Origin of the sequence: Nesterenkonia alba DSM 19423 (assembly GCF_000421745.1) — a bacterium.
GTDB lineage: Bacteria > Actinomycetota > Actinomycetes > Actinomycetales > Micrococcaceae > Nesterenkonia > Nesterenkonia alba.
Window position 1 is genome coordinate 24,128 of record NZ_ATXP01000016.1, and the last position, 24,829, is coordinate 48,956.

At 63.4% G+C, this 24,829-nt stretch carries 30 protein-coding genes and 1 tRNA gene; 9 read left to right on the forward strand and 22 right to left on the reverse strand.

Annotated elements, in window-relative coordinates; genetic code table 11:
* Positions 1-4: 4 nt before the first annotated feature.
* The gene (gene nadA / locus H578_RS0110560) at positions 5-1,324 is read right to left on the reverse strand and encodes a quinolinate synthase NadA (RefSeq protein ID WP_022873649.1); all 1,320 of its coding nucleotides are present in this window, start codon (positions 1,322-1,324) and stop codon (positions 5-7) included.
* Positions 1,321-2,055: an NUDIX hydrolase gene (locus H578_RS14830; RefSeq protein ID WP_022873650.1), complete on the reverse strand. Its 735-nt coding sequence runs from the start codon at positions 2,053-2,055 to the stop codon at positions 1,321-1,323. The genes nadA and H578_RS14830 overlap by 4 nt, the downstream gene beginning before the upstream one ends.
* 435 nt (positions 2,056-2,490) lie before the next feature.
* Here H578_RS14830 and H578_RS14835 point away from each other — a divergent pair, with 435 nt between their 5' ends.
* A complete protein-coding gene (locus tag H578_RS14835) occupies positions 2,491-3,183 on the forward strand; it encodes a YitT family protein (RefSeq protein WP_022873651.1) in 693 nt (230 codons plus the stop codon).
* 29 nt (positions 3,184-3,212) lie between these two features.
* On the opposite strand, the gene H578_RS0110575 is transcribed toward H578_RS14835, so the two are convergent.
* Positions 3,213-3,944 carry a sulfite exporter TauE/SafE family protein gene (locus tag H578_RS0110575; RefSeq protein WP_022873652.1) on the reverse strand — a complete coding sequence of 244 codons (732 nt, stop codon included), beginning with the start codon at positions 3,942-3,944 and terminating at the stop codon, positions 3,213-3,215.
* A gap of 144 nt (positions 3,945-4,088) precedes the next feature.
* On the opposite strand from H578_RS0110575, the gene H578_RS0110580 reads away from it, so the two are divergent.
* On the forward strand, positions 4,089-4,916 hold the full coding sequence (locus tag H578_RS0110580) for an aldo/keto reductase (RefSeq protein WP_022873653.1): 828 nt from the start codon (positions 4,089-4,091) through the stop codon (positions 4,914-4,916).
* A gap of 5 nt (positions 4,917-4,921) precedes the next feature.
* On the opposite strand, the gene H578_RS14840 is transcribed toward H578_RS0110580, so the two are convergent.
* The 14 genes from H578_RS14840 to H578_RS16060 form a co-directional block, all read right to left on the reverse strand.
* Positions 4,922-5,518 (reverse strand): OmpA/MotB family protein, encoded by a 597-nt coding sequence (locus H578_RS14840; RefSeq protein ID WP_022873654.1) that lies wholly within the window; start codon positions 5,516-5,518, stop codon positions 4,922-4,924.
* Positions 5,518-6,339: a hypothetical protein gene (locus H578_RS0110590; RefSeq protein ID WP_156837305.1), complete on the reverse strand. Its 822-nt coding sequence runs from the start codon at positions 6,337-6,339 to the stop codon at positions 5,518-5,520. Before H578_RS0110590 ends, H578_RS14840 begins: the two co-directional genes overlap by 1 nt.
* 148 nt (positions 6,340-6,487) lie before the next feature.
* A complete protein-coding gene (locus H578_RS0110595) occupies positions 6,488-7,408 on the reverse strand; it encodes an NADP-dependent oxidoreductase (RefSeq protein ID WP_022873656.1) in 921 nt (306 codons plus the stop codon).
* Between the two features lie 276 nt (positions 7,409-7,684).
* Positions 7,685-7,757 (reverse strand) — tRNA-Ala (locus H578_RS0110600).
* A 50-nt stretch (positions 7,758-7,807) separates the two neighbouring features.
* Positions 7,808-8,203, reverse strand: coding sequence for a ribosome silencing factor (gene rsfS, locus H578_RS0110605; protein WP_022873657.1), 396 nt, complete (start codon positions 8,201-8,203; stop codon positions 7,808-7,810).
* Positions 8,204-8,217: 14 nt separating this feature from the next.
* Positions 8,218-9,471 carry a hypothetical protein gene (locus tag H578_RS0110610; protein WP_022873658.1) on the reverse strand — a complete coding sequence of 418 codons (1,254 nt, stop codon included), beginning with the start codon at positions 9,469-9,471 and terminating at the stop codon, positions 8,218-8,220.
* Positions 9,468-10,172, reverse strand: coding sequence for a nicotinate-nucleotide adenylyltransferase (nadD, locus tag H578_RS14845; protein WP_084710193.1), 705 nt, complete (start codon positions 10,170-10,172; stop codon positions 9,468-9,470). The genes H578_RS0110610 and nadD overlap by 4 nt, the downstream gene beginning before the upstream one ends.
* Position 10,173: 1 nt before the next feature.
* On the reverse strand, positions 10,174-10,368 hold the full coding sequence (locus H578_RS0110620; RefSeq protein ID WP_022873660.1) for a hypothetical protein: 195 nt from the start codon (positions 10,366-10,368) through the stop codon (positions 10,174-10,176).
* Between the two features lie 41 nt (positions 10,369-10,409).
* Positions 10,410-11,690 carry a glutamate-5-semialdehyde dehydrogenase gene (locus H578_RS0110625; protein WP_022873661.1) on the reverse strand — a complete coding sequence of 427 codons (1,281 nt, stop codon included), beginning with the start codon at positions 11,688-11,690 and terminating at the stop codon, positions 10,410-10,412.
* A complete protein-coding gene (gene proB, locus H578_RS0110630) occupies positions 11,687-12,850 on the reverse strand; it encodes a glutamate 5-kinase (protein ID WP_022873662.1) in 1,164 nt (387 codons plus the stop codon). The genes H578_RS0110625 and proB overlap by 4 nt, the downstream gene beginning before the upstream one ends.
* Positions 12,847-14,436, reverse strand: a complete 1,590-nt coding sequence (gene obgE / locus H578_RS14850) for a GTPase ObgE (protein ID WP_022873663.1) — start codon at positions 14,434-14,436, stop codon at positions 12,847-12,849. Before obgE ends, proB begins: the two co-directional genes overlap by 4 nt.
* A 106-nt stretch (positions 14,437-14,542) precedes the next feature.
* Positions 14,543-14,800: a 50S ribosomal protein L27 gene (gene rpmA, locus H578_RS0110640; protein ID WP_022873664.1), complete on the reverse strand. Its 258-nt coding sequence runs from the start codon at positions 14,798-14,800 to the stop codon at positions 14,543-14,545.
* Between the two features lie 40 nt (positions 14,801-14,840).
* Positions 14,841-15,152, reverse strand: a complete 312-nt coding sequence (gene rplU / locus H578_RS0110645; protein ID WP_028464176.1) for a 50S ribosomal protein L21 — start codon at positions 15,150-15,152, stop codon at positions 14,841-14,843.
* Positions 15,153-15,282: 130 nt separating this feature from the next.
* Entirely contained in the window at positions 15,283-18,114 is a 2,832-nt protein-coding gene (locus tag H578_RS16060) for an Rne/Rng family ribonuclease (protein ID WP_084710195.1), read from the reverse strand.
* 371 nt (positions 18,115-18,485) lie between these two features.
* Between H578_RS16060 and H578_RS0110655 the strand changes: the two genes are divergently transcribed.
* From H578_RS0110655 to H578_RS0110665, 3 genes are all read left to right on the forward strand, one after another.
* Positions 18,486-19,151: a vitamin K epoxide reductase family protein gene (locus H578_RS0110655; protein ID WP_022873666.1), complete on the forward strand. Its 666-nt coding sequence runs from the start codon at positions 18,486-18,488 to the stop codon at positions 19,149-19,151.
* Between the two features lie 99 nt (positions 19,152-19,250).
* Positions 19,251-20,348, forward strand: a complete 1,098-nt coding sequence (locus tag H578_RS0110660) for an S-(hydroxymethyl)mycothiol dehydrogenase (protein ID WP_022873667.1) — start codon at positions 19,251-19,253, stop codon at positions 20,346-20,348.
* Between the two features lie 61 nt (positions 20,349-20,409).
* Entirely contained in the window at positions 20,410-21,045 is a 636-nt protein-coding gene (locus H578_RS0110665; RefSeq protein WP_028464177.1) for an MBL fold metallo-hydrolase, read from the forward strand.
* Between the two features lie 87 nt (positions 21,046-21,132).
* On the opposite strand, the gene H578_RS0110670 is transcribed toward H578_RS0110665, so the two are convergent.
* A complete protein-coding gene (locus tag H578_RS0110670; RefSeq protein WP_022873669.1) occupies positions 21,133-21,882 on the reverse strand; it encodes a lipoate--protein ligase family protein in 750 nt (249 codons plus the stop codon).
* Positions 21,883-21,958: 76 nt separating this feature from the next.
* Between H578_RS0110670 and H578_RS14860 the strand changes: the two genes are divergently transcribed.
* Positions 21,959-22,210 carry a HepT-like ribonuclease domain-containing protein gene (locus tag H578_RS14860; protein ID WP_169558523.1) on the forward strand — a complete coding sequence of 84 codons (252 nt, stop codon included), beginning with the start codon at positions 21,959-21,961 and terminating at the stop codon, positions 22,208-22,210.
* 75 nt (positions 22,211-22,285) lie between these two features.
* On the opposite strand, the gene H578_RS16770 is transcribed toward H578_RS14860, so the two are convergent.
* Genes H578_RS16770 through H578_RS0110690 form a run of 3 tightly spaced genes read right to left on the reverse strand, consistent with a single transcriptional unit; the run spans position 22,286 to position 23,243 of the window.
* Entirely contained in the window at positions 22,286-22,657 is a 372-nt protein-coding gene (locus H578_RS16770) for a DUF4440 domain-containing protein (protein WP_022873671.1), read from the reverse strand.
* Positions 22,654-22,953, reverse strand: coding sequence for a HigA family addiction module antitoxin (locus tag H578_RS0110685; protein ID WP_022873672.1), 300 nt, complete (start codon positions 22,951-22,953; stop codon positions 22,654-22,656). Before H578_RS0110685 ends, H578_RS16770 begins: the two co-directional genes overlap by 4 nt.
* Before the next feature lie 8 nt (positions 22,954-22,961).
* A complete protein-coding gene (locus H578_RS0110690; RefSeq protein ID WP_022873673.1) occupies positions 22,962-23,243 on the reverse strand; it encodes a type II toxin-antitoxin system RelE/ParE family toxin in 282 nt (93 codons plus the stop codon).
* 181 nt (positions 23,244-23,424) lie between these two features.
* On the opposite strand from H578_RS0110690, the gene H578_RS0110695 reads away from it, so the two are divergent.
* The 3 genes from H578_RS0110695 (at position 23,425) to H578_RS16500 (ending at position 24,505) form a co-directional block, all read left to right on the forward strand.
* A complete protein-coding gene (locus H578_RS0110695) occupies positions 23,425-24,057 on the forward strand; it encodes a LysE family translocator (RefSeq protein ID WP_022873674.1) in 633 nt (210 codons plus the stop codon).
* Positions 24,058-24,162: 105 nt separating this feature from the next.
* Positions 24,163-24,336 carry a hypothetical protein gene (locus tag H578_RS16240; RefSeq protein ID WP_022873675.1) on the forward strand — a complete coding sequence of 58 codons (174 nt, stop codon included), beginning with the start codon at positions 24,163-24,165 and terminating at the stop codon, positions 24,334-24,336.
* A gap of 31 nt (positions 24,337-24,367) precedes the next feature.
* Complete coding sequence (locus H578_RS16500) at positions 24,368-24,505, forward strand: hypothetical protein (RefSeq protein WP_022873676.1); 138 nt, start codon at positions 24,368-24,370, stop codon at positions 24,503-24,505.
* 9 nt (positions 24,506-24,514) lie between these two features.
* On the opposite strand, the gene H578_RS0110710 is transcribed toward H578_RS16500, so the two are convergent.
* The coding region (locus tag H578_RS0110710; RefSeq protein ID WP_022872908.1) for an IS3 family transposase at positions 24,515-24,829 on the reverse strand (315 nt) is incomplete at its 5' end.

The window sequence follows — 24,829 nt, forward strand, 5'->3', positions numbered from 1 at the left end:
GGGTTTAGGGTTTGGCGGCGAGCATCCGGTCGAGGGCGATCTTCGCTTCTGCGGCGGTGGCCGGGTCCACGGTGATCTGGTTGGCGATCCGGCCGGCGGTGAGTTCTTCCAGCACCCAGGCCAGGTAGCCGGGATGAATGCGATACATCGTCGAGCAGGGGCAGATCACCGGGTCCAGGCAGAAGATCGTGCGGTCGGGGTATTCGGCGGCCAGTCGGTTGACCATGTTGATCTCCGTGCCCACGGCGATGACATCACCGGGCTCGCTGGCGGCGATGAACTTCCCGATGGCGTCAGTGGAGCCGGAGGCATCGGCAGCATCGACCACGGGCATGGGGCATTCGGGGTGGACAATGACTTTGACCCCGGGGTACTCACGGCGGGCTTGTTCGATCTGCTCGACGGTGAACCGTTTGTGCACCGAACAGAAACCGTGCCACAGCAGCACCCGGGCCTGCTGCAGCTGTTCGGAGCTGTTCCCGCCGAGGGGGCGCCGCGGATTCCACATCGGCATCTGCTCCAGTGGCACCCCCATCGCTTTGGCGGTGTTGCGGCCGAGGTGCTGGTCGGGGAAGAACAGCACTCGGTGGGCTCGGTCGAAAGCCCACTCGAGCACTGTGCGTGCATTGGATGAGGTACATACGATGCCGTGGTGGCGTCCGCAGAAAGCTTTCAACGCGGCGGATGAGTTCATATACGTCACCGGGATGACCGGTAGTTTGCCGTGCTGGTCCGGCTGCGGGTTCTTCGGGTCGAACCCGTAGGTTTCAGCGATCTCTTCCCAGGCGGTTTCCACCGAGTCTTCATCGGCCATATCAGCCATGGAGCAGCCGGCCGCCAAGTTTGGCAGGATGACCGACTGTTCGGTGCCGGAGAGAATGTCTGCGGTTTCGGCCATGAAGTGCACACCGCAGAAGACGATGTATTCGGCATGGGGCCGGGTCAGCGCGGCATTGGCCAGCTGGAAGGAGTCTCCGAGGAAATCGGCATGCTGGACGACTTCGTCCCGCTGGTAGAAGTGCCCCAGGATGACCAGCTTCTCCCCCAGGGCTTGTTTGGCCGCAGTGATGCGCCGGTGCAGTTCTGCCTCATCCATCTGCCGGTAGGCCTCGGGGAGTTGACCGGGACGGGCGTGGGCGTTGGTGATGGCTCCGCCGGGCAGCGGGTCAGCTTCCGAGGAGCCGGGCCCGTAGCCGGGACTGGTGTCGAAGTGCCAGGGCGCTTCAGCCAGGCGCGGGTTGCAGCTGCTGACCGGGCGCAGGCGCAGCTGCTGGTTGACCGAGGCAGCGGGTGCGGTGGCAGTGCCAGTGGTGGCGGGGTTCATGCGCTACCCTGAATGGTGAGGGTGTAGCGGCTGGATTCGGGTGCGGAGCGGTACAGCTTGGGGGGCCGGTGGGAGGTGCCGGTCATCCGGCGCCCGGTATCTACGACGGTGCCCTGGGCCAGAATCTGGCGCCGGAAATTCGAAGGGTCGAGGGCTCGGCCCAGGATCGCCTCGTAGACCCGGCGCATCGCCGCCAGCGGGAACTCTTCAGGCAGGAAGGCGTGGGCGATGGGCGAGTAGCTGACTTTGGCGCGCAGTCGTTGCAGGGCGTAGCTGAGGATGACCTGGTGGTCGAAGGCCAGGGGCCCGGCCTCCTCAGCCACGTCATCGGCGGGGAACCATTCGACGTTCTCACCGTCGATGGCTCCGGCGTCTTCGTCCTGACGGATCAGCGCCCAGTACACGATGGAGACCACCCGAGGGGTATCGGCGGGCCGGTGGCCGGTGGAGCGGTCGAGGTCACCGAAGGCGTAGAGCTGCTCGAGGTGGCGTGGCTGTGTGCCGGTGGTGCGCCGCAGTGTGGCTCGGGCGGAGTCGACCAGATCCTCATCCGGTTCTAATGGACCGCCGGGAAGCGCCCACTGCCCCTGGAAGGGTTCACGGATTCTGCGGACCAGCGGCAACCAGAGAGTCAACTCCCCGGTCTCATGGTGCGGTCGTAACGCAAAGATGACCGTGGAGACGGCCAGCTCCAGTTGGCTGCCAGAGATGGATCGCTCAGTCACGGTCATCCTGATGGTGGCAACGGGTGCTGCTTGGTTCCGCTGTGCAACGGCTGTCCAACGGCATCTCCTCACGAAAGCACTTGTGGTCTAGGTGACCCTATGCCCACCTTATGGTCACGTCAACCTGAAGAGGATGTGTGTTGCATCCGGCCAGAGCGCACTCCGCACCACTGATACCCACCCAGACACCTTCGCCACACACCCTGCATCGAATCGGTGTTCTGACAGGTTTCTCACAGGAATCTCTCATCGAACACACCTACGATGACACCCATCAAAGACTTGAATACTGCTAGAAGACGTGTTCTACTAGTAACTGCGCGATGGGAAGCGCGACGCGCGTAAGAGCCCTCCTCACTGATCTTACGCGCGTCTCCCATTTCGGCCCCTTTTTACAGCCGCGTCACAGGCCCGTCATGGGCACCGGCTACGGTGTTGGCCATGACCACGACCCCGCAGCCATCGGATTCCGAGCAGCCGATGCCCCGCCCCCTTCAATCCGGCGGAGACCGGCGCGATGACGGCCTCGCACCCTTAGATGTTCGGGTGCCCCACAGCCGGGCCGAGGATGCCTTCGGGGTCTTCACCGGAACCTTCATGGCCGCCCTGGGCCTTTACATCCTGGAACAATCCGAGGCGGTCACCGGCGGCACCGCGGGGCTGTCCTTACTGCTGACCTTCGGTACCACCTTGCCCTTCGCGGCCTGGTTCCTGCTGGTTAACATCCCCTTCTTCGCTTTGGCGACCTGGCGCAAGGGATGGGTATTCACGGTCAAGACCGCCGTCTCAGTGGCGGTGGTTTCCGGGTTCGCCTGGCTGTGCGAGCAGCACTTCCCCATCCCGGAGATTCAGCCGGTCTTCGGGGTGGTGGCCGGCAACCTCTTAGTGGGAGTCGCCCTGCTGATCTGTTTCCGCCACGGCACATCACTGGGTGGCTTCAACATCCTGGCGATCATCGCCCAAGAGCAATTTCGGCTACGCGCCGGCTATGTGCAGATGGGCTTAGATGTCACCGTGATCCTGCTGGCCCTGTTGGTCATTGCCCCGCAGAACGTGCTGCTCTCAGCACTGGGAGCGGTCATCATGAATATCACTTTGGCGTTCAACCATCGCCCGGGCCGATACCGGGCCTGAAGCCCGGGACCACGCGAGGGCCGAAAGACTCACACCAGAAGGTAGAGCGCCCCCACAGCAGTCAACACCAACACTGCCCGGTCGAAGAGCTTCTGCGGAATCCGCTCGGCGATCATCCGACCAATCAGTGCAGTAATAACCACCAGCGGAATGAGCACCACGGCGATGGTCAGCGTGGTGGTGTTGAGCAGCCCCAGGCCGGCATGGAAGGGCAGCTTGGACAGATTCACCGCGAAGAAAAAGTAGGCAGCAGTCCCCAGGAACGCTTTGACCGGCAACTGCATGGCTAATAAGTACATGCTCATCACCGGCCCCCCGGCATTGGCCACCATGGTGGTGAAGCCACCCAGGGAACCATAGGCGTAACCACCCATCCTCCCCGGCGGCGCAGAGGATTCCTGCCGCCTGCGCCACAGGGTGACACCCAACAGTGCCAGCAGGATCACGGCGATGACCCGACGCACGACGTCGTCACCACTGACTCCCAGAAACAGGGTGCCCAACACCACTCCGGCCACCACTGGCCACAGCAACCGCCGCAAGATCCCCCAGTCCACATCTCGCCGATACATCCACACGGCAAAAAGATCTCCCACCAGCAGCAGGATGAGCAGCGTGGCGGTTGATTCACGAGCCGGCATGGCTGCGGCAAAGACCGCCACCGCCAGAGTGCCCGCCCCCGGCAGTGCCGTTTTTGAGATCCCCACGATGAGAGCTCCACAGCACAGCAGCACCCAGGCGGTGAGATCGAGACCGAGCATCACCCCAGCCTAGCCGCGCTGCATCGGAGCACCCCGGATGGGCATCAACCGGCCTGCTCCTCCCGGCGGATATTCCCCCGAGCCCCCCGAGGGCATAGGATCGTGACGGCAGTCACTACCCGAACCGATGAGAGGCGAGCACACATGACGACGACGATTCCGCTGAATTCCGGGGGCCACATTCCTCAGCTGGGTTTCGGCACCTCCCTGTCGCGTACGCCGGTCGAGTCGGTGAAAGCAGCCTTGCAGACCGGTTACCGGCACGTCGACACCGCACAGATGTACGGCAATGAGACCGAGGTCGGAGAAGGTATACGAGCCTCCGGTGTTCCCCGCGAGGAGGTGTTCATCACCACCAAGCTCAACAACGGCCACCACGCCCCGGCGGATGTGCACAGCACCTTCGAAGAATCACTGCAGCGTCTGGGGTTCGACACCGTGGAGCTGTTTCTCGTCCACTGGCCGATGCCGCACCTGGAGATCGACTACGTGGATACCTGGAAGGCGATGGTGGAACTGCGCGACTCCGGACGGGCGAAGTCCATTGGGGTCTCGAACTTCGAACCCGAGCACCTGGATCGGATCATCGAGGCCACCGGGGTGACCCCGGCGGTCAATCAGATCGAAGTCCACCCCTACTTCGCCAATAATGCACTGCGCGAGTACTGCCAGAAGCTGGGCATTGTGGTCGAGGCCTGGAGCCCCTTAGGCAAGGGGGACGAACTCGGCGAGCCGACGATCCTGCGGCTGGCCGAGGAACTCGGCCGCACCCCCGCTCAGGTGGTGCTGCGCTGGCATATCCAGCGTGGCGACGTCGTGATCCCCAAATCGGACCACCCTGAGCGGATGCGCGAGAACGCCGATGTGTTCAGCTTCGAGCTCTCCGATGCGCATATGGCCGCCATTGACGGTCTTGACCGGGGCGAGGACGGCCGGCGCAGCGACCACCCCAACGAGGTCGGCAAGGACTAAAACCTTCAGCCGTCAAACCGGATCTCCACCCGCCGGTTCGCTGCGAAGGTCGAGGGGTCCTCTTCATCCTCGGTGACGGCTGGCTGGCTGTCACCGAACCCTTCGACATTCAGCTGCAGGTCCGGGCGTTCCTCCTGGAGCGCATCGGCCACCGCCTGTGCGCGGTTTTCGGAGAGTTCGACGTTGTCGAAATCGTAGATCTCCTGGTTCACAGGCCGGGAGTCGGTGTGCCCGTGGACATCCACGCTGGCGGATTCGGGAACTTCCTCGACGATCTCGGCGATCCGGGCACTGGCATTGGCCGGTAGTTCCCACTCATTGGGGCTGAAGAGGATGTCGGTCTCTAACACGATGACGTTGTCCTCTTCGGCATCGGATCCGCCGAGTTCCTCGACGAACTCGTCGAGGTCGATCACGCTGACGAATTCCTCCGTGTCGATCTCGACGACGAAGTCCTCCGGATTGGTGACCTCCCCTTCGGGCTCCGGAGGACCAGATTCCCCCTGGGCACTGGCAGGCGCCCCACCCAGCAGCAAGGTGGTGCTCAGAGCCAGAACGCACGACGTCGCCACGGCCGGTAGAGCTCGCAGTCTCGGCTGCATCAGTCCTCACCTTCCTCGGCGTCGTCGTCGGTGTCCTCGGTGTCTTCATCCTCGGCCTCGCTGCCGGTGTTGTCTTCGGAGGTACCACCGTTTCCGTAGTCGATCTCCACGCTTTCAAGCACCGGAATGTTGAGTGCTTCCATGGTGACGTCCATGGCCTCGACATCATCCTGGGGTGCGGCGTAGTAGGCAAAGAGGAAATAGGGTTCACCGTCTTCCAGGGTCTGGTTGACCATGGAGGAGATCCAGCGATCAGCGCGGCCCCTGCCGTAGTTGAGGACGTGATAGGCCTTGAGGTTCTCGCGGTCGGCGAGGATCGGCGCGAACCATTTAAGCCCCGAGCCGGCTCCGTCACTGTGACCGTGCATCGCGTTGAACGTCAGCACTTCCTCGGAATCGTCGTAGTCGGGAACGAAGACCAGGGTCAACAACATGAAGTCGCCGTCAACCTGCAGCGGGTAGGCCCCCACCGTCATCTCCCCCTCACCCTCGGCGAAGGGATAGGTCAGGGTCTGGCTCGCCTCATCGGGGTCCCGGGTGGTATCCACCGGTTCGCCGCCGGGCGCGTCGCCCGGGGTGCTTTCGTCCTCAGTGGCGTCGTTATCGGTGTCGTCGTCCTCGGAGGTGCCGCCGGCGTCGTCGTTGGTTTCCTCGGTGTCCTCCGCGGTTTCGGCGGCCTCGGCGGTCTGGGCTGTTTCGGCATCCTCGCTGGCGTCATCTCCCACCGGCAACATGCCGCAACTGGACAGGGCCAGCACACCGGCCAAAGCCGCAGTGAACAGTCCCATGGATCGGGCAGTCGTCGATTCTGGTGTACTCATCGTGTCCCTCCGGTCTGTGAGTCGCTGCGGATCCCATCCGCACTTCGCGATTGCAATCTTCACATTAGCAAAGAAACGGATGGTGCGCGAGACCCGGTCGGAGAGACCCGCGAGGCGAAGCCCTGGGGAGGCACTCTGAGCCGATCAGTTAGACGGTAGGGTCGATGAGAATTTTGCCCGAGGCGCCGTCGATATTGTGCTGCAGTGCCTGAGCAGCCTGTTCCAGCGGGTAGACGGTGTCGATGTCGACGCGGAGTTCACCCTCGGCGACCTTTTCCAGGAGGCGTTCGAGCCGTGGGCCATCGGGACGCACCCAGATCCAGCGGCCGCCGGCGTCGACCACTGTGGGGTCGGCGATGGAGATATGCCGTCCCTGAGGGGTCAGCACTGCTCGCGTCTGGTCGAGCACTCCTCCAGCGAAGTCTGCCACTGCTGTGACGCCTTCGGGTGCGATGTCTCGGACTCGATCTACCAGGCCGTCACCGTAGGTCACCGGGCTCACCCCGATGTCCTGGAGCTTCTGGTGGTTGCGTTCGCTGGCGGTGCCGATGACCGTGGCTCCGCAGGCTCGGGCCAACTGCGCACCGAGGAAACCGACCCCTCCGGCGGCAGCGTGGATGAGGAGGGTGTCGTCAGCACGGAGTTTTAGTGCCTCCCGTGAGCGCGCGGCGGTGAGGCCTGCCAACGGGAGTCCAGCGGCGGCCTCGAAGCTGACCTCATCGGGCACGTGGGCGAGGTCAGTGGCACGGACGCTGACGTATTCGGCGTAGGTGCCACCGTGGACGAAGTCTTGACGGGCGTAGGAGGCAACTCGGTCGCCGGGCTGGAATTCAGGGACGTCTGGGCCCACAGCTTCGACGACGCCGGCGACATCCCACCCCGGAATGACAGGGAAGACAACGTCGAGCATCTCATCGAGGTATCCCGCCATGAGTTTCCAATCCACGGGGTTGACTGCGGCCCGCTCCACTCGAATGAGCACGTAGCTGGGACCGAGCTTAGGTGCCGGCTGCTCGGTCACCTCAAGAACGCTGGGGTCTCCGTAGTGGGAGTAGGTTGCTGCACGCATACTTCCACTAACACACCCCACCCCTTCAGGATTCCTCAATCGCAGGCATGGCCAACCCGCCGCCGCCGTCCCTGCCGAGAGATGTCCGCGACACCCCAGAGCGTTACACGTCCCTCCGGGCCTCCGGTGCCTAGTTCACGTCGCAGCAGCTCTCGTACTGGTGATAACGACCACCATTTCGTCCCGGGTGCGACACCTATAACCCCGCACCCCGAACAGGGTTCAGACGCAAACATGCCCCGCACTCAGGCGGGGCATGTTTCGAATTTACTTATGTGGAGGTAACGGGACTCGAACCCGTGACCTTCTGCATGCCATGCAGACGCGCTACCAGCTGCGCCATACCCCCATATTCAGTTCGTGCCTGAGCTGATAACCCCTCTTGGCAACCCCTATACGTTACAGCGATTCGTCCTGCTGGGGCAAATCACCCTCGGTGATCCCCAGGTCAAGGCGAGGCACATCAGCATACAGTCGATCCAAGCCATAGACGGCCCGTTCTTGTTCGTGCTGAACGTGAATCACCATATGCCCGTAGTCCAACAGCACCCAGGTGCCGGAATCGCGACCCTCGCGCCGCAGCGGTGAGGAACCATGTTGCTTCTTCAACTCCACCTCGATCTCATCGCAGATCGCGTTGATCTGCCGATCTGAGGGAGCCGAGCAGATGAGGAAAGCGTCGGTGATACCCAGCCGCTCCCCCACATCCAGACCGGAGATGTTCGTGGCAAGTTTCTCGGCGGCCGCCTGCGCAGCGGTGCGCAGCTCGGCGAGCACGTGGTCGGGAACTGTCATAACTCCTTGTTCGGTCAGCCCAGTAGGAAATAGACGACAACGGCGACCGCAGCCACCAGTAACACGGCCAGCACGATCACCAGTATCAGCAGAATATTCGGCCGATTGGCCTCCCGGGAAGTTTCATCCACCAGTTTGGCGATATCCAAACCGTGGGCCCCTTTGGCCTCCACCGGTTCGATAGATCCGGTGAGGTACTCGGTGTACTCCAGTTCCTCATCATCCAGGGAGTCGCGCACAGCCCGGCCGGTAATAACCTCTGACTCGGGACGCTCACGACGTCGGCGCCGCTGCTCGCGTGCCTTCTCCTCCTCTTCGCGGCGCAACCGCTCCCGGTTGGCCTGCATGGCCTTAGCCGCCAGGGCCTGTTGCTTCTTCAGCAGCTCCGGGTCGGGGTTCTCCGGGTCGTCCGAACGCGAGATTTCCTGGGTGATCTGGTCCAGTTGCGTCAGAGTGGAGGTGTCCAAGCTGGGGATGTTCTCAGTGTCCCGCAGCAGCCGACGAGCCCGACGCGAAGCAGGGATGGGGGCCTCTTCTTCCGGTTCGTCAACCGGTGGGAGCCCACCTTCGGCGGGCACGGCCTCGGTGTCCTCAAGGGTCTCTGAGGTGGCTTCGAAGGCTTCGGCGATCTCTTCCTCTGGCCGTTCCGGCTCGTCAGCGACCGGCTCCGGCAGTGGGGCATCCTCAGCGTCCTCGTCATCGATATCCCCAGCGCCCAGATCCGCTGAGTCTTCCAGATCAGAGGGGGCGACGGCGTCGTCGTCCTCTCCTCGTTCCTCCGGCTCAGCATCCACCTCAGCTGCCGTGTCGAGACCGGTCCCGGTCTCAGCTTCTGGGGCCGGGGCGACTTCAGGCTCGCTGTCTGCCTCCGGCGATGTTTCTAGCGCAGGCTCAGTGTCCCGATCAACACCCGCGTGGAGTTCGTCCTGAGCAGGGGGCTCCTCCACAGTCGGGGCAGGCGTCTCAGCAGATTCGACATCGTCGACTGTGCGCTCGAGTTCAGCCTCTCCCGGGTCACGGGACTCCCCGGGACGTTCCTCATCGGGACGTTCCTCATCCTCAGCAGTGCCGGACGGTGGAGGTCCCGGCAGGCTCACCCTTTCGCCGGCCAACTCATCGGCAGCGGCGTCGGCGGCTTCCTGGGCCTCACGCTGGGCAGCCAGTTCCGCTTCCCGACGGCGGCGCAGCTCTTTCCGGGAGACCGGAAGATACCGGGAGCGCAGGTCATCCCCGCCGCCGGCGTCCTGATCCGTTGTCTCCGTACTCATGGTGAGGCCTCCTGGGTGTTTTGCTCCATGCTATGCCTCCGACCGCTCTGCTGCGGGGCAGTTGGCGCGCGTGTGGCTGAATCCGTGCGGTAGAGCCGGTGTTTGGCGATGTACTGCACCACCCCGTCTGGTACCAGGTACCACACCGGTTTGCCCTCCCGGGCGCGGGTCCGAAGGTCGGTGGAGCTGATCGCCATCGCGGGGATCTCCATCAGGGAAATCTGCTCGGTCAGCCCAAAGTCGTAACTGCGGTAGCCGGGGCGGGTCACTGAGACAAAGTGCGCCAGCTCCCAGAGTTCTTCGACGTTCTTCCAGGACATGATCTGGGCCATGGCATCTGCCCCGGTGATGAAGAACAACTCTGCATCCGGGTAGAGCGCGGCGAAGTCCCGCAGGGTGTCGATGGTGTAAGTGGGCCCGCCACGGTCAATATCCACCCGAGAAACGGTAAACCGGGGGTTGGAGGCGGTGGCGATGACCGTCAACAGGTAACGGTGCTCAGCGGCGCTGACCTCGCGTTCGGCTTTTTGCCACGGCTGCCCAGTGGGCACAAAGATGACTTCGTCGAGGTCGAACTCCGCAGCGACTTCACTAGCGGCCACCAGGTGACCGTGGTGGATGGGGTCGAAGGTCCCACCCATAATGCCCAGCCGGGCGGGTCGGTCTGCAGGCTGTGGTGGAGGTGTCAGGCGATGAGGCAATTCAGTGGTGTGCCGCGCCCTGCTCGGAGTCCGGCGAGGCTTGAGGGGAGCGGTTCTTGTTCGAGAAGGCCAGGGTAACCAGTAGCGAGGCCATGAGCACCACGAACATGATGATGCCGAACCATTCGGCGGGCATAAAGAGTTCGTAGCCGTTGTACTGGTCGGCGACAAGCTGTGCGAAGACCGGCAGGTTCATGCCTCTCCCTTACGACGTCGTGAAGAATTCTGCCCGCCAGTCTACAGGCGGATCTGACCTTCGCCGCGCAGCACCCATTTTGTGGTCGTCAGCTCTCCGGCACCCATCGGTCCACGCGCGTGCATTTTCTGGGTGGAAATCCCTACCTCGGCCCCCAACCCGAACTCTCCCCCATCGGTGAATCGGGTCGAGGCGTTGACGACGACGGCGGCAGAGTCCACTTCGGCAACGAACCGCTCAGCGCTTACCACCGAGTCGGTGACAATGGCCTCAGTGTGCCCGGTGCTGTGCCGGCGGATGTGTGCGATCGCCTCATCGAGGGAGTCCACCACCCCCACGGCGAGTTCGAGGTCCAGATACTCGGTGGCGAAATCTTCATTCGTGACCTCAGTGATCTCACCAGCGGTGTCTGGGGATTCCAGCGGCAGCCAATCCCGCGCCCGCGGATCCACATGGAGCCCGACGCCGGCGCGGTGCAAAGTGCGCAGCGTCTCCTCGGCCGCCTCCGCGGCTTCAGCGTGGATGAGCAGGGTCTCGGCAGCATTACACACACTGGGACGAGAGGTTTTGGCGTTGAGCACCACATCCCGGGCGATCTCCGGATCCGCACTGGCATCGAGGTAAATGTGCACATTGCCCTCCCCGGTCTCAATGACCGGGACTTTGGCATGGGTCACCACACGCTGGATGAGCTCACGGCCCCCGCGCGGGATGAGCACGTCCACACTGCCGCGGGTGCTCATCAGCTCATCAGCGCCTTCACGACCGTAGGGGTCGATGGACTGTACTGCTTCCACGGGCGCGGAGGTTGACCGCAGGGCTTCGCGAATAATGCTCAGCAGGGTCTCATTCGTCTTCGATGCTGCGGACCCGCCGCGCAAGATGCAAGCGTTTCCGGATTTCAAGCACAGTGCGGCGATATCGACGGTCACATTGGGTCGGGCCTCATAGATGACACCCACCACGCCCAGGGGCACCGTCACCTGGCTCAGCCGCACCCCGTTGGCCATCGTGCGTCCGGCAATGACCCGCCCAATGGGATCCTCAAGTCCGATGATCTCCTCCACGGAGGCCGCCAGCTTTTCCACGCGCTCTTCAGTCAACGCCAGCCGGTCCAGCAGGGCCTTCGTGAGCCCGTTCTGCCGCCCGGCTTCGAGGTCCTCGGCATTGGCCTTCAGTAAAGAGGTCGCCGACTCCCGCAGTCCCGCGGCAATGGCGGCCAGGGTGCGGTCCTTATGCGAACGGTCCAGACGCACCAGGTGCCGGGACGCTTCCCGGGCGCGGCGGCTGGTCTCAGCGATGGCGGTGGTGGTCTCGCTCACGTCGTCGTCCTCCTGTCGAGTCGGGCCATGTCATCAGTATGGACGACGGCGCGTTCGTAGTCAGGCCCGAACTGCGACGCCAACTCCGCGGTGGATCGGCCAAGCATATGGGGTAACTCCGTGGCGGAGAAGTTACTGAGTCCCCGGGCACGGACGGTGCCCTGGAGGTCGGTGAGTTCGACGACGTCGCCGGCTTCGAAGTCCCCACTGACCGCGGTGATTCCGGCTGGTAGCAGGGACCGGCGCCCCTCGATGACTGCAGCGACTGCCCCATCGTCAAGGACCAGCCGTCCTTTGGCAGCAGCCAGATGGGCCAACCACACGGTCCGGGCTCCGCGTCTGCGACCCCGGGATTCGAAGAACGTCCCAACCTCTTCTCCGGCGAAGAGCCGTGGCGCGTTGTCCGCGGATGTCAGCAGCGCCGGTGTTCCGTTAGCGGTGACAATACGCGCCGCCTCGACTTTGGTGACCATGCCCCCCGTGCCGATGCCGGCCCGTCCCCGCGGACCCAGAGTCACCCCGGCAAGGTCTTCTTCTCCGGCGATCCGGGAGACCGGACGGCCGCCCTCAGCTGGCGGGCCGTCGTAGAGCGCGTCGACATCGCTGAGCAGGATGAGCGCATCAGCGTGAATGAGGTTGGCCGTCAGGGCAGCGAGCCGGTCGTTGTCGCCGAACCGGATCTCTGAGGTAGCCACAGCGTCGTTTTCATTGATGATCGGCACCGTCCCCAGGGCCAGCAGCTTCTCCAGCGAACGCAGCGCATTGGTGTAACTGGAGCGGCGGATGAGGTCCTCCACGGTGAGCAGCACCTGCCCCACGGTGACCCCGTGGGCGGCATAGGCCTCGCGGTAGTGGGCCAGGAGCACCCCCTGCCCCACAGCGGCTGCAGCCTGCTGGGCCGCTAAGTCGCTGGGGCGGGAGACCATACCCAGTGGGGCAAGCCCGGCGGCGATCGCCCCGGATGAGACGACCACCACCTCGGTGCCGCGGGCGCGTAACTGCTGGCTGGCGTCGACGAGGTATCGAAGCATCGGCACGCTGACCCCACCGGTGAGGGTTGTCAGAGAGGAGGATCCGATCTTCACGACGACCCGGCGGGCGGAAAGCAGGTCGGCTGCCGACCGCACCGGTGAGACTTTCGCCGCAGCGGCAGTGCTCACCGGTGGCTCTCCTGGGGGTCCTGGTCGTCTTCGGGGTTGCCGTGGACGTAGACGACGTCGACATCGGCGGAGTCTTCTGCGGAGTAGAGCTCCTCCATCTCAGCGCGGGTGGCAGCCTTGGCGGCCCGGCGTTCGGCTTGTTCACGTTTCTTCTCCGCGCGGGTGGGCCGGTGGGTGTCCTGAAAGCGGACATCAGTTCCGCGGGGGCCGGCCAGGTGCTCTGCCCCCGGGGCCATCGTGGGCTCCCATTCGAAGACCACCCCATTGTCCTCGGCGCCGATGACCACTGAGTCGCCAGGGGTGGCACCCTGCCGGAAGAGTTCGTCTTCGATGCCAATAGCCTGCAGCCGGTCCGCGAGGTAGCCAACAGCCTCATCGTTGCTGAAGTCGGTCTGCTGGATCCAGCGTTCTGGTTTGGCACCACGAACCCGCCAGAGTGGTTCGCCGGACTTCTCCTCCCGGGTGATGGTAAAGCCCTTCTCGTCGACCGGTGCGGGGCGCAGCGTCACCGGGACGGGGGCCCGCTCAGTGGGCTGCGCGGCCCGGGCCGCTTCGACGAGTTCGGCCATGGCGAAGCTGAGTTCGCGCAACCCCTTGCGGGAGACCGCGGAGATCTCGAAGACTCGGTCACCGCGCTCTTCGAGTTGGCTGCGCACCAGCTGGGCCATGTCCTGACCGTCAGGCAGGTCGGTCTTGTTCAGTGCGATCAGCCGGGGCCGTTGCGTCAGCGGAACCGCGGTGGCGGATTCGTTCTGGGCTGAGGTCACGGCGTCGGGAACGTAGGCGGCCAACTCGGCTTCGATGGCTTCCAAGTCGCTGATCGGGTCCCGGTCGGTTTCCAGGGTCCCGCAGTCGAGCACATGCACTAGGGCTGCACAGCGTTCCACGTGTCGGAGGAATTCATGTCCCAGTCCCTTGCCGGAGGCTGCCCCGGGAATGAGCCCGGGCACATCGGCCACGGTGAAGCGAGTCTCACCTGCTTCGACGACGCCGAGGTTCGGCACCAGTGTGGTGAAGGGGTATTCGGCGATCTTGGGTCGGGCGGCTGACAGTGCGGCGATGAGACTGGATTTACCCGCCGAGGGGAACCCAACCAGGGCGATATCGGCCACGGATTTCAGTTCGAGGATGACCTCGCGCTCTTCGCCGGGGGTGCCGAGCAGGGCAAACCCGGGGGCTTTGCGTTTCTTGGAGGCCAGGCGGGCGTTACCGAGCCCGCCCTGGCCTCCTTCGGCGATGCGCACCCGCGCCCCGGTGCCGACGAGATCGGCGAGCACCTTGCCGTGGCGGTCTTTGACCACGGTGCCATCGGGTACGGGCAGTTCTAGGCTTTCTCCCTTGTGTCCGTGACGCAGTCCGCCTTCGCCGACTCCCCCGTTGCCGGCCCGGCGGTGAGGTCGGTGGTGGTAATCCAGCAGCGTGGTGGTGTTGGGGTCGACGACGAGGTCAACGTGGCCACCATCACCACCGTCACCACCATCGGGCCCACCGAGGGGTTTGAACTTCTCTCGGTGCACGGAGACACAGCCGTGGCCACCGTTTCCGCCGGCAGCGTGCAGCACGACTCGGTCAACGAAGTGCGCCATGGGCTGGTCTCCTTAGGGTGATCTCTCAGATTAAACCGCGTCCGGGTACTCAAAAGCCCCGCAGCATTCAGCCGCGGGGCTTAATGAGAGAAGACGCTCCGCTGGCTCAGCCAGCTGCTGGAACGACGTTAACGACCTTGCGGCCACGCTTGTTGCCGAACTCCACAGCACCGTCGGAGAGCGCGAAGAGCGTGTCATCGCCACCGCGGCCGACATTGGCGCCGGGGTGGAACTTGGTGCCGCGCTGCCGGATGAGGATCTCACCAGCGTTGACGGTCTGGCCGCCGAAACGCTTCACGCCCAGGCGCTGGGCGTTGGAGTCGCGGCCGTTGCGAGTAGAGCTCGCACCCTTCTTGTGTGCCATCGGAAGTACCTAGCCTCTCTTGGTTCTTAGCTGCGCCGGCTCAGGCGGCGATGTCGGTGACCTTCACGCGGGTCAACTCGCTGCGGTGACCCTGGCGCTTGTGGTAGCCGGTCTTGTTCTTGAACTTGTGGATCCGGATCTTCTTGCCGCGCAGGTTCTCCTGCACCTCGGCAGTAACCTTCACACCGGACAGGTCGTCGGCGGAGGTGGTGACCTTGTCCCCGTCCACCAGCATGACAGCGGGCAGCTCGATGGTGCTGCCGGCCTCAGCCTCGACGCGGTCAAGGGTTACGTGGTCTCCCACGGAGACCTTCTCCTGGCGGCCGCCTGCGCGGACAATCGCGTACACCACGGGACTCACTTCTCTCAGTAGATCGTGCTCGGACGTTATGCGGCCGCAGCCGCTCAAAAAGACTGTAGGGTGCTCACAGCACCAGCAGTCCATCGTACCCCAGTGCCCAGGCTGCGGGCAACTGGCAGGGTCAGTTCTTCTTGGCGATCTCCTCGGCACTGACGCCGACGCCGAGCATCACCGGTGCGGTGGCGTCGTCGTTCTTCTGCTCCGAAGCGGTATCCGGGGTACTCGCCGTGGCGGAGAACCGCGCCTGGGTACCGGAGACCTCCGGTTCAACCTGGTGGACCTCGCCGGAGGCCCCTTGAGCCGAGCCGGCGGCACGGCGGCGCCGACGCGGGCTACGCCGTGCCGGCTGCTGGCTGCGGGAGGCCAACGCTTCATCAAGAGATGAGAGCGCCGAAGCCGGGTCAGCTGCTGGGGATTTCTCCGCCGACTGGCCGGTCTTCTTGGGCACCTCCACCGTTTCCCCACCGATGGTCAGTACCGCTTTGTCCTCGGTGTGGTGATGATCCCCACCGGGACCTCCGGATTCCTGCCCGCCGGTGGAGGTGCGCGTCGTGGAAGAGGAACCGGAGCCGGCGTCGTCGGAGCGTGAAGCCTCCGATGTCTGCCCGGAGTGTTGCTTCTCTGCGGTCCCCTGCTGAGCGGCATCCGCCGAGGACTGGTCCGCGGAGCCACCGGCCGAGCCGTTGGTGGCTGCAGCCACCTGAGCCAGTCCCTGCCGGGCCTTTTCCAGCTTCTTCAGTTCCTTCGGGTCCTGGTCCCGACCGGAGTCGCCGTTCTTCTTGCCCTTCTTGCGGCGTTTCTTGGAGTTCTTCGCGCTGCGCAGTTCCCCGTCGGCGGTGTAGCTGGGCCGATTTTCGACAGGCTCCTCGTGGGTGATGATGCCACGGCCGGCACAGTGCTCACACTCACTGGAGAAGACCTCGATGAGGCCAGTGCCCATGCGTTTGCGGGTCATCTGCACCAGACCCAGAGAGGTCACCTCAGCCACCTGATGTTTCGTGCGGTCCCGGCCGAGGCATTCGACCATGCGACGCAGCACCAGGTCTCGGTTGGATTCGAGCACCATGTCGATGAAGTCGATGACGATGATCCCGCCGATGTCCCGCAGCCGCAGCTGACGGACGATCTCTTCAGCGGCCTCGAGGTTGTTCTTGGTGACGGTCTCTTCCAGGTTGCCCCCGGAGCCGGTGAATTTACCGGTGTTGACATCAACCACCGTCATCGCTTCGGTGCGGTCGAAGATCAGCGAACCACCAGAGGGCAGGTGTACTTTGCGACCCAGCGCCTTGTTCAGCTGCTCATCGATGCGGTGCTCGGCGAAGATATCGGTGCCCTCGTGCTCGGCGGGGTCCCACTTTTTCAAACGGTCCAGCAGATGCGGGGCCACGTAGGTGACATAAGCCTCGACGTTGTCGTAGGTCTCCTCGCCCTGGATTTCCATGGCGGAGAAGTCCTCGTTGAACACATCGCGGACCACTTTGATGGTCAAATCCGGCTCCGCGTAGAGCAACTCCGGGGGGAGGACTTTCTTGTCCTGTGCCTGGGACTGGATGGACTCCCAGAGGGCGCGCAGCCGGTTGATGTCGTTGGTCAGTTCCTCTTCGGAGGCACCTTCAGCCGCCGTGCGCACGATCACACCGGTGTTCTCCGGCATGTTCTCCTTGAGGATCTTCTTCAGCCGGGCCCGTTCCGTGTCCGGAAGTTTCCGGGAGATACCCGTCATCGAGCCGCCCGGGACAAAGACCAGATACCGCCCAGGCAGGGAGACCTGGCTGGTCAGCCGCGCCCCTTTGTGGCCCACGGGGTCCTTGGTGACCTGAACCAGGACGGAGTCCCCGGACTTCAGGGCATTTTCGATCTTCCGGGGAGCATTGCCGATATTGGCGGCATCCCAGTCGACCTCACCGGCGTAGAGCACGGCGTTCCGCCCGCGCCCAATATCGACGAAGGCCGCCTCCATCGAAGGCAATACGTTCTGGACCTTGCCCAGGTAGACATTGCCGATCAGAGAGTCAGCCGTGGTGTGGGAGACGTAGTGCTCGGCCAGGACGTTGTCCTCCAGCACGCCGATCTGAATGCGTTCACCCCGCTGGCGGACGATCATCTTCCGGTCCACCGACTCGCGGCGGGCCAGGAACTCGGCTTCGGTGATGATGCCGCGGCGGGAGGAGTGCCGTGTGGCCCGGCGGCGCTGCCGCTTGGCCTCCAAGCGGGTAGAGCCTTTGAGGCTGGTGACCTTCTCCGGGGCGTTCTCCCCGGCCTCACGCCCGGAACGAATCCGGGTGACTGTGTGGCCGTCCTCGGATTCCTCCTCGATCTCCATATCGGCACTGCCACGACGACGACGCCGTTTCTTCCGGATCACGGGAGTGTCGTCATCGGTGGAACCACTGATGGGGCCGGAGGCTTTGCTGGAGCTGCGCTGTGTGCCCGAGCCGGCGTCGTCGTCGGCTTCCTTGTCCTTCTGGGCCTCCGGTGCAGAATCGCCGGAGGTGGTCTCTGCGGAACCTGTGGCCGAGTCCTCCCCCGTCTGGGGGCCCTGGGTGTTGTCCTCGCCGCGGGCGTCATCCTGCTTATTGCGGTTGCGACCACCGCGGCGGCGCTTCCGGCGGTTCTTCTTGCCGCCCTCGTTCTGACCCTGTCGGTTGTGATCGGAGGAGCCACGCTCGGCCTCATCGTCGTCATCATCGGCCTCGGAGCTCTGCTGAGAGGGCACCGGCGTGACTGCCGAGAGATCGGGGGCCTGAAACATCACCTCAACCGGGTCTTCGACCGCCGGCCGCTCAGGCGCGGACTCCGATTCACTACTCGGCTCACTACTCGGCGCGGTACTCGCCGGCGCGGTGATGGCCGGCTCCTGGAACGGCGAGAAGATCTCTTCGGGCTCGTTCGTTGCGGCGGCGGATTCGGATTCGGTGGACTGCCCCGTCTTCGGGGTGTTCGTCTCAGTCATAAATGTTGTCGTGTGCTCCCGCCATCGGGGTCCGCTGCCACACCCGGCGGTCCGACGGCCTCGTCCTGTGAAGTTCGTCTCACGCTCGTCGTCGTGCCCCGGGCGCTGCATCCACTATCTGATGCGCGCTCTGCGCGGAGACCGCGACGGCGATGACTCGTCTGACTTCAGCGGCGGCAACTTGGGTGCCGTGCGGACGCCAGGCCTGTCTTAGGCGGTGTCCACGACGGGTGCCAGCCTCGTACGTGTCAAAAGCCTTCCGAGCTGACAGGTGTGGTCTGCCTGCTCGTAGGGCCAGTATCGCACAGGGTGGGTGAGATTCCGATGCGCCCGCATCAGCGTGGGGTCTGTCACGGCGTACCATGGAGGATATGAGCGCACCCACTGCCGGGCGGGATCTCAGCCCGGAGGCCGCCGAGGAAACCTCCGTCGAAGAGCCTGTAACGCCCGGGCGTGTCCCACACTTTGCTCGGCAGCGCCCTTTCGGCTGGTGGCTGCTGGCCACGGGGCTGATCGGGACAGTTGCCAGTTTCCTCTTGCTCTATGAACGGGTCCAGCTCTGGGAGAACCCGGACCACATCACTGCCTGCGATGTGAACCCGTGGGTCTCCTGCGGCCAGGTCATGGAGTCCTGGCAGGCCTCTAGCTTTGGGTTTCCAAACATTTTCATTGGTGTGGTCGCTTTCCCGGTCCTGGTCGCCGTGGCGGTCACCGTGCTCAGCGGGGTGGGCCTGCCGCGGTGGTACTACCTGGGGCTTCAGGCTGCGGCGACCTTTGCCTTCGGGTTCTGCGTCTGGCTGTGGTACTCAGCGGTCTATTCGATTGGCGTGTTGTGCCCCTACTGCATGATCGTGTGGGCAGCCGTCATTCCGTTCTTTGTGGTGACCACGGCACGGAATTTCACCACAGGGACGTTGCCGTCGTCGTCGAGCGCCAAAGAGCTGGTCACCACGTGGTGGTGGGTCGTGCTGGTGCTGATTTTCCTAGGGATTACCGCCTCGATCTTGTTGAACTTCTCCTACGCGTTCACCGTCTGATGTGGTAGTGATTTCTCTCACAGCGGAGCACTCCCGGAGGCCCCCTTCCCGGTGATTGAATGGCAGTGGTCGTCCGATTCCCGATCCAAGGAGATCACCATGCCTCAGACAGTCAATGCTGTGGTTGTCCTCGAGAAGAACGCTCCCGCCACCGTGGAGAAGATCGTCATCCCAGACCCCGGACCCGATGAGGTCGTCGTCGATATTCTGACCTGCGGGGTCTGCCAAACGGACCAGCACTTCCAGCAGGGCGAAGTGGGAGATAACTTCCCCTACCTTCTGGGACATGAGGCCACCGGGCGGGTCAGCGAAGTTGGTGAGTCAGTGACCAATGTCTCCGTTGGTGACAAAGTGATCCTCAACTGGCGGGCAGTGTGCGGTGAGTGCCGCGCCTGTCGCAAAGGGGAATTGAAGTACTGCTTCGATACCCACAACGCAGCACAGAAAATGACCTTAGAAGACGGCACGGAGCTGGAGGCTGCCCTGGGCATCGGCGCTTTCGCTGAGAAGACGCTGGTCCACTCCGGGCAGTGCACTGTCATCGACGATGTCGACGACTCATCCAATGCCGCAGTTGGGCTGCTCGGATGCGGGATCATGGCCGGCATCGGTGCCGCCATCAACACCGGGGAGGTCAAGCGCGGGGAGTCCGTGGCCGTGATCGGAACCGGTGGCGTAGGCACCGCTGCGATTGCCGGAGCCAAACTGGCCGGGGCCACCACGATCATCGCAGTCGATATCGAGAACCGGAAGCTGGAAAAGGCCCGTCAGCTGGGCGCCACCCACACGGTCAACTCCAAGGAGACTGACCCCGTGGACGCGATCCGGGAACTGACCGGAGGGTTTGGTGCCGACGTCGTCATCGATGCTGTGGGCATCCCCGCCACCTACAAGCAGGCCTTCTACGCCCGGGACCTGGCCGGACGCGTTGTACTGGTCGGCGTTCCCGATCCCACCCAGACCTTGGAGATCCCGCTGCAGGACATCTTCAGCCGAGGCGGGGCCTTGAAATCCTCCTGGTACGGCGACTGCCTGCCCAGCCGCGATTTCCCGATGCTGGTGGACCTCTATCAGCAGGGCAAACTGGATCTGAACGCTTTCGTCACCGAACGGGTGAAACTGCAGGACGTGCAGGAGGCATTCGACACGATGAACCGCGGGGAGGTCCTGCGGTCGGTGGTGGAGATCGCTGCCTGAGGCCAGACAGCGCCAGATAACGCAGAACCCGGTAGACACAGGTTGGTTAAGGAGATCGATGATGAGCGCACGTATTGAGCATCTGGAAACCTCCGGGACGTTCTCCCTGGATGGGGGCACCTGGGAGGTGGACAACAACGTCTGGATCGTTGGGGATGACCAGGAGGTCATCGTCATCGACCCCGCCCATGACGCTGAGGCTGTTGAGAAGAAGGTCGCCGGGCGGAAGGTGGTGGCGATCCTGCTGACGCACGCCCACGATGACCACATCGGGCAGGTGAAGGAGGTGCAGTCCCGCATTGGCGGGTCAATCCACCTCAACTGGGAGGACAAGCCCCTGTGGGAGCAGGTCTACCCGGGGACGGAACCGGATGTGAAGATCGGCGACGGCGATACCTTCACCGTGGCTGGTACCACTCTGCAGGCGATCCACACTCCTGGCCACTCCCCCGGTTCCACCTGTTACTACGTCAAGGATCTCGACGGCGGTGTGGTCTTCTCCGGGGACACGCTGTTCAACGGCGGTCCGGGGGCCACCGGCCGGTCCTATAGCAGCTTTGACACGATCGTGGATTCGATTAAGACCAAGCTGTTCGCGCTGCCGGATGACACCACGGTTAATACCGGCCACGGGCCCTCCACCACCATTGGTGCTGAGAAACCCAATGTGGAGGAAGCCATCAAGAACGCTGAGTAGCCAACACACAGGCGAGGCGCACTACTCGCTCGGGTCCGGAGTCGTTGACCGGACCCGAGCGGTGGTGTCTTGAGCTCGTGGTGAGGCTCAGGAGCCGACGTCGTAGGTAGCCAGTTCCCAGTACCGGCTGTAGGTCTGAAGGATGGCGTGTTCGACGTCGTCGACGCTCACCCCTGGGATGAGATCGTCGGCAGCACCGGCGCTGAGCGGATCCCATTCCAGCCCCATCGCGGAGTAGGCCTCGGTGAGGACCCGCCGAATGGGAGCACCATCGGTGACCACGATGGACGTGGAGAACAGCCACCCGGTGGCGATCTGGCGCTGAGCGGTGCCGACGAGTTTGATGCGGACGTCCGGTTCGCCGGGGGCAACACCGTGGACGGAGTGTTCGCCGTAACAATACTCGTAGGGCACGGGACCGAGTTCGGCGTCGATACCTGCATGGCGCAGCGCCTCGGTGTAGAGCTCACCGAAGGCGGAGAATCGTGCCAGAGACTCCCGGATGGGGTCGGTGTCTGGTTCGATGTGGTCAATGACCAGGGATCCGGGGTGGTAGGCGGCGGCCCGTCCTCCGGCGCGGCGTACCACGGGGGTGAATCCGAGGCGGCGGCAGGCTCCGGCGGCCTGATTGAAGCCGGGGAGTTTGGTGTCGCGCTGACCGAAGGCGACGGTGGGTTGTGGGCGGTAGATCCGCAGCATGGGCGGGGTGTGACCGGTTCTAGTTCCGGCGAGCAAGTCCAGGGCCAGGGCGAGGTCACCCTCGGCACCGCGGCTGGTCTGCTGTTTCCACACTTTCAGCTGCGGGTTCTCAGCTCGCTGTGCACGCCGCCTTCCCATGACGTCTCAGTCTACAAACCAGCAGACCGCAGATGGCCGGCTCATCTCACGCCAGCTTGCCTCCTACCCCTCTACGATGCCATCGAAGCGTGTCGGCATATCAGCTGATTTTCCACGGATCGCTCATGGAGAGGCCCTCAACGCTTTCCAAAGGCTTCAGCCTGAAGCAGCCGGAGAGTTGGATGAGCTGCCCGTGGTGATCTCAATGAGGAACCTCATCGTTCACGAGTACTTCACCATAGACGCGAGAACGCTGATCCAGACCGCGCACAACGACGTTCCAGCCCTACAGACAAAACTCGAAACCCTCCTGAAGTCTCTGGATTGAGCGCATCGCACGTTGAACGTGAACTCGATCGCGTTTTGAAGCCGAATAACCTTTTAGCTGCATACGCAGGCCTGATCAGGCAACAGGGGTCCCCTGATGGAACAGCATGAGCGAGCTCTCCGGCCGTATCCGCCACAGTGAAGATCGACGACTCCGGCGTTCACCAAACTCTAAGAAGTAAGTCAGCAGAACGAGCCCAGGTGCTAGTACGTCAGCGCGCTGCTCACTGAAGACCGGAGTGAGGCCGCTCTCATCTTCTGCGGATACGACGCGCAGAATCTGGTCACGGGACCAGTGCGTGCCTGACTGCCCAATCTCATGAAACTCGGGAGCCAGCAGCTCCCCCATGACACTAGGTTCAGACCGCACCCGCGGATCCAGAAGCCGGAGCTCGCTCTCCCACGCAGCAGCGATGGCTAGACTTTTATCACTTACGTCAACACTCATGCGGCCCGCAGCGGCTGGATGGACTTGATCTGATCAGCGGACTCGTCCTCTGCGACGTCAAGGTCATAACGAGCCTGCAGGTTCAGCCAGAACTGGGCATCAACTCCGAAATAGCGGCCGAGCCGCAGAGCGGTGTCGGCGGTGATGCGGCGCTTGCCGTGGACGATCTCGTTGATCCGCCGCGGAGGCACGCCAATCGACACGGCCAGCTTGTTCTGGGTGATGCCGAACCCGTTGATGAAGTCCTCCAGCAGAACCTCACCAGGATGGATCGGCGGGTAGAGCTTCTCGGCCATCATTCCTCCTAGTGGTAGTCCACGATCTGCACATCTTCTGCCCCGCCATCAGTCCAGCGGAAGCAGCTACGCCATTGGTCATTGATCCGGATGCTGTGCTGCCCAGCACGGTCACCTCTGAGAGCCTCCAGGCGGTTGCCCGGCGGGACCCTGAGGGCATCCAACGTCGTGGCGGCGTCGATCTGCAGCAGCTTCCGGTTCGCAGTCTTATGAATCCTCGGGTCGATCTTCCGAGCCGACTCACGACGCCACACCAGCTCAGTGTCACGGTCAGCAAAGGAGCGGATCACACTGCTAGCATATAACGCATCGCGACAATAACGCTAGACGTTACACCTGAACTCGACCGAGTTCAGAGGCGCCGCTTACTGTCTGCACACCCTTTTTGCCTAGACACACGTATACGCCATCGACCGGAAAGTCCGTACTCCGTCGCGCCGGGAGGGCGCCAACTAGTGAATACTTAAGGCCATGGAGTGGAGCTTGTACCCCGGATTCGTGGCCATCGCGGTGGCGGTGGCACTGACTCCCGGAGCCGATACTGCGGTGGTGTTGAAGAACTCCTTGCTGGGTGGACGGCGCGGAGGGCTCGCCACAGCAATCGGCGTGTTCCTGGCGGCTACCACCCAAGCTGTGCTTGCCGCCGTGGGGCTCGGGATCATCGTGGCACAGTCACAGACCGCGCTACAGGTGATCCGCTGGATGGGAGCGGCCTATCTGATCTGGTTGGCCTTCCAGTCCCTGCGCTCGGCGTGGAAAGGTCAGTACGCACAGCTTGCACTTCCCTCCGGCACTGTGGAACGACATGGACTCCTCCAGGGCTATCTGACAAACATCACCAACCCTCAGGTGCTGATGTTCTTCCTCGCGCTCTTCCCGCAGTTCATGACTCCGGAGATGAGCTTATGGGCATTGGCGCTCTTGACGATGACACTGCCCGTGCTGGGCACCGTGCCTCTGATCCTCATCGCGATATTGGTGGATCGAGCAGCCATGTGGTGGCAACGTCGCACCATCCGTCGCACCCTCGACGCCGCCACCGGAGCAATACTGGGACTCCTCGGAATCAGAGTTGCTGCTGATGCCTTCCGCGAGGCCGCATAACCGCCCCCCCACACACACATCAGGCACCTGCATGAAGGGTCTACCCCATTCACGTGGCAATCTTGTTCTGAAACTCTGTCAAGCGAAGTCGTTATCCTGGAGCCTATGGCTCACACGGAGAAGCAATCCCCGTATCGGTGGATGTCGAAAGAGAGCTCCAAGAACCGTAAGCGCCTCACCCGTGTTCGCCGTCGCCTCGCGCGCATGGCTATCAAGCAGCGCGACTACGAGAAAGCCTCAGAGAAAGAACCCGGCACCCAGGGATGGATGACCTGGTGACCCCAGCAGTGCTGCGACGTATCCTGAAAGCATGACGGACCACCCCGCCACCGCTGAGACTCTCGCACTGCGAGAGCTCATTGAGGCGCGCCGGGATGAGTTCGAGGCGCTGCTCGCCAAGTACCGTGCCCGGAACCCGCGACTGTTCGTGGAATGCCCCCGGTGTTAGGTCCAGTTCTTATGTGAGCTGCGGGGGTTGATCTTCTCTTGTGTGGCGGCAGGCTGCGGCGTAGGCCGCTGGGGGTTGGTAGCCCAGTGAGGAGTGCCGCCGGTGGTGATTGTAGTCATACTTCCAGTCGCTGATCACGACCCTCGCGTGGAGCAGGGAGTAGAAGCTGTTGATGTTCAAGCACTCATCCCGGATCCTGCTGTTGAAGGACTCCACATAGCCGTTACGCCATGGTGCCCCCGGCGGGATGTAGTGCAGTCCGACCTTCTGCCCGGCCCAGTCGGCGAGGGCCTGGCTGATCAGCTCCGGACCGTTGTCACAGCG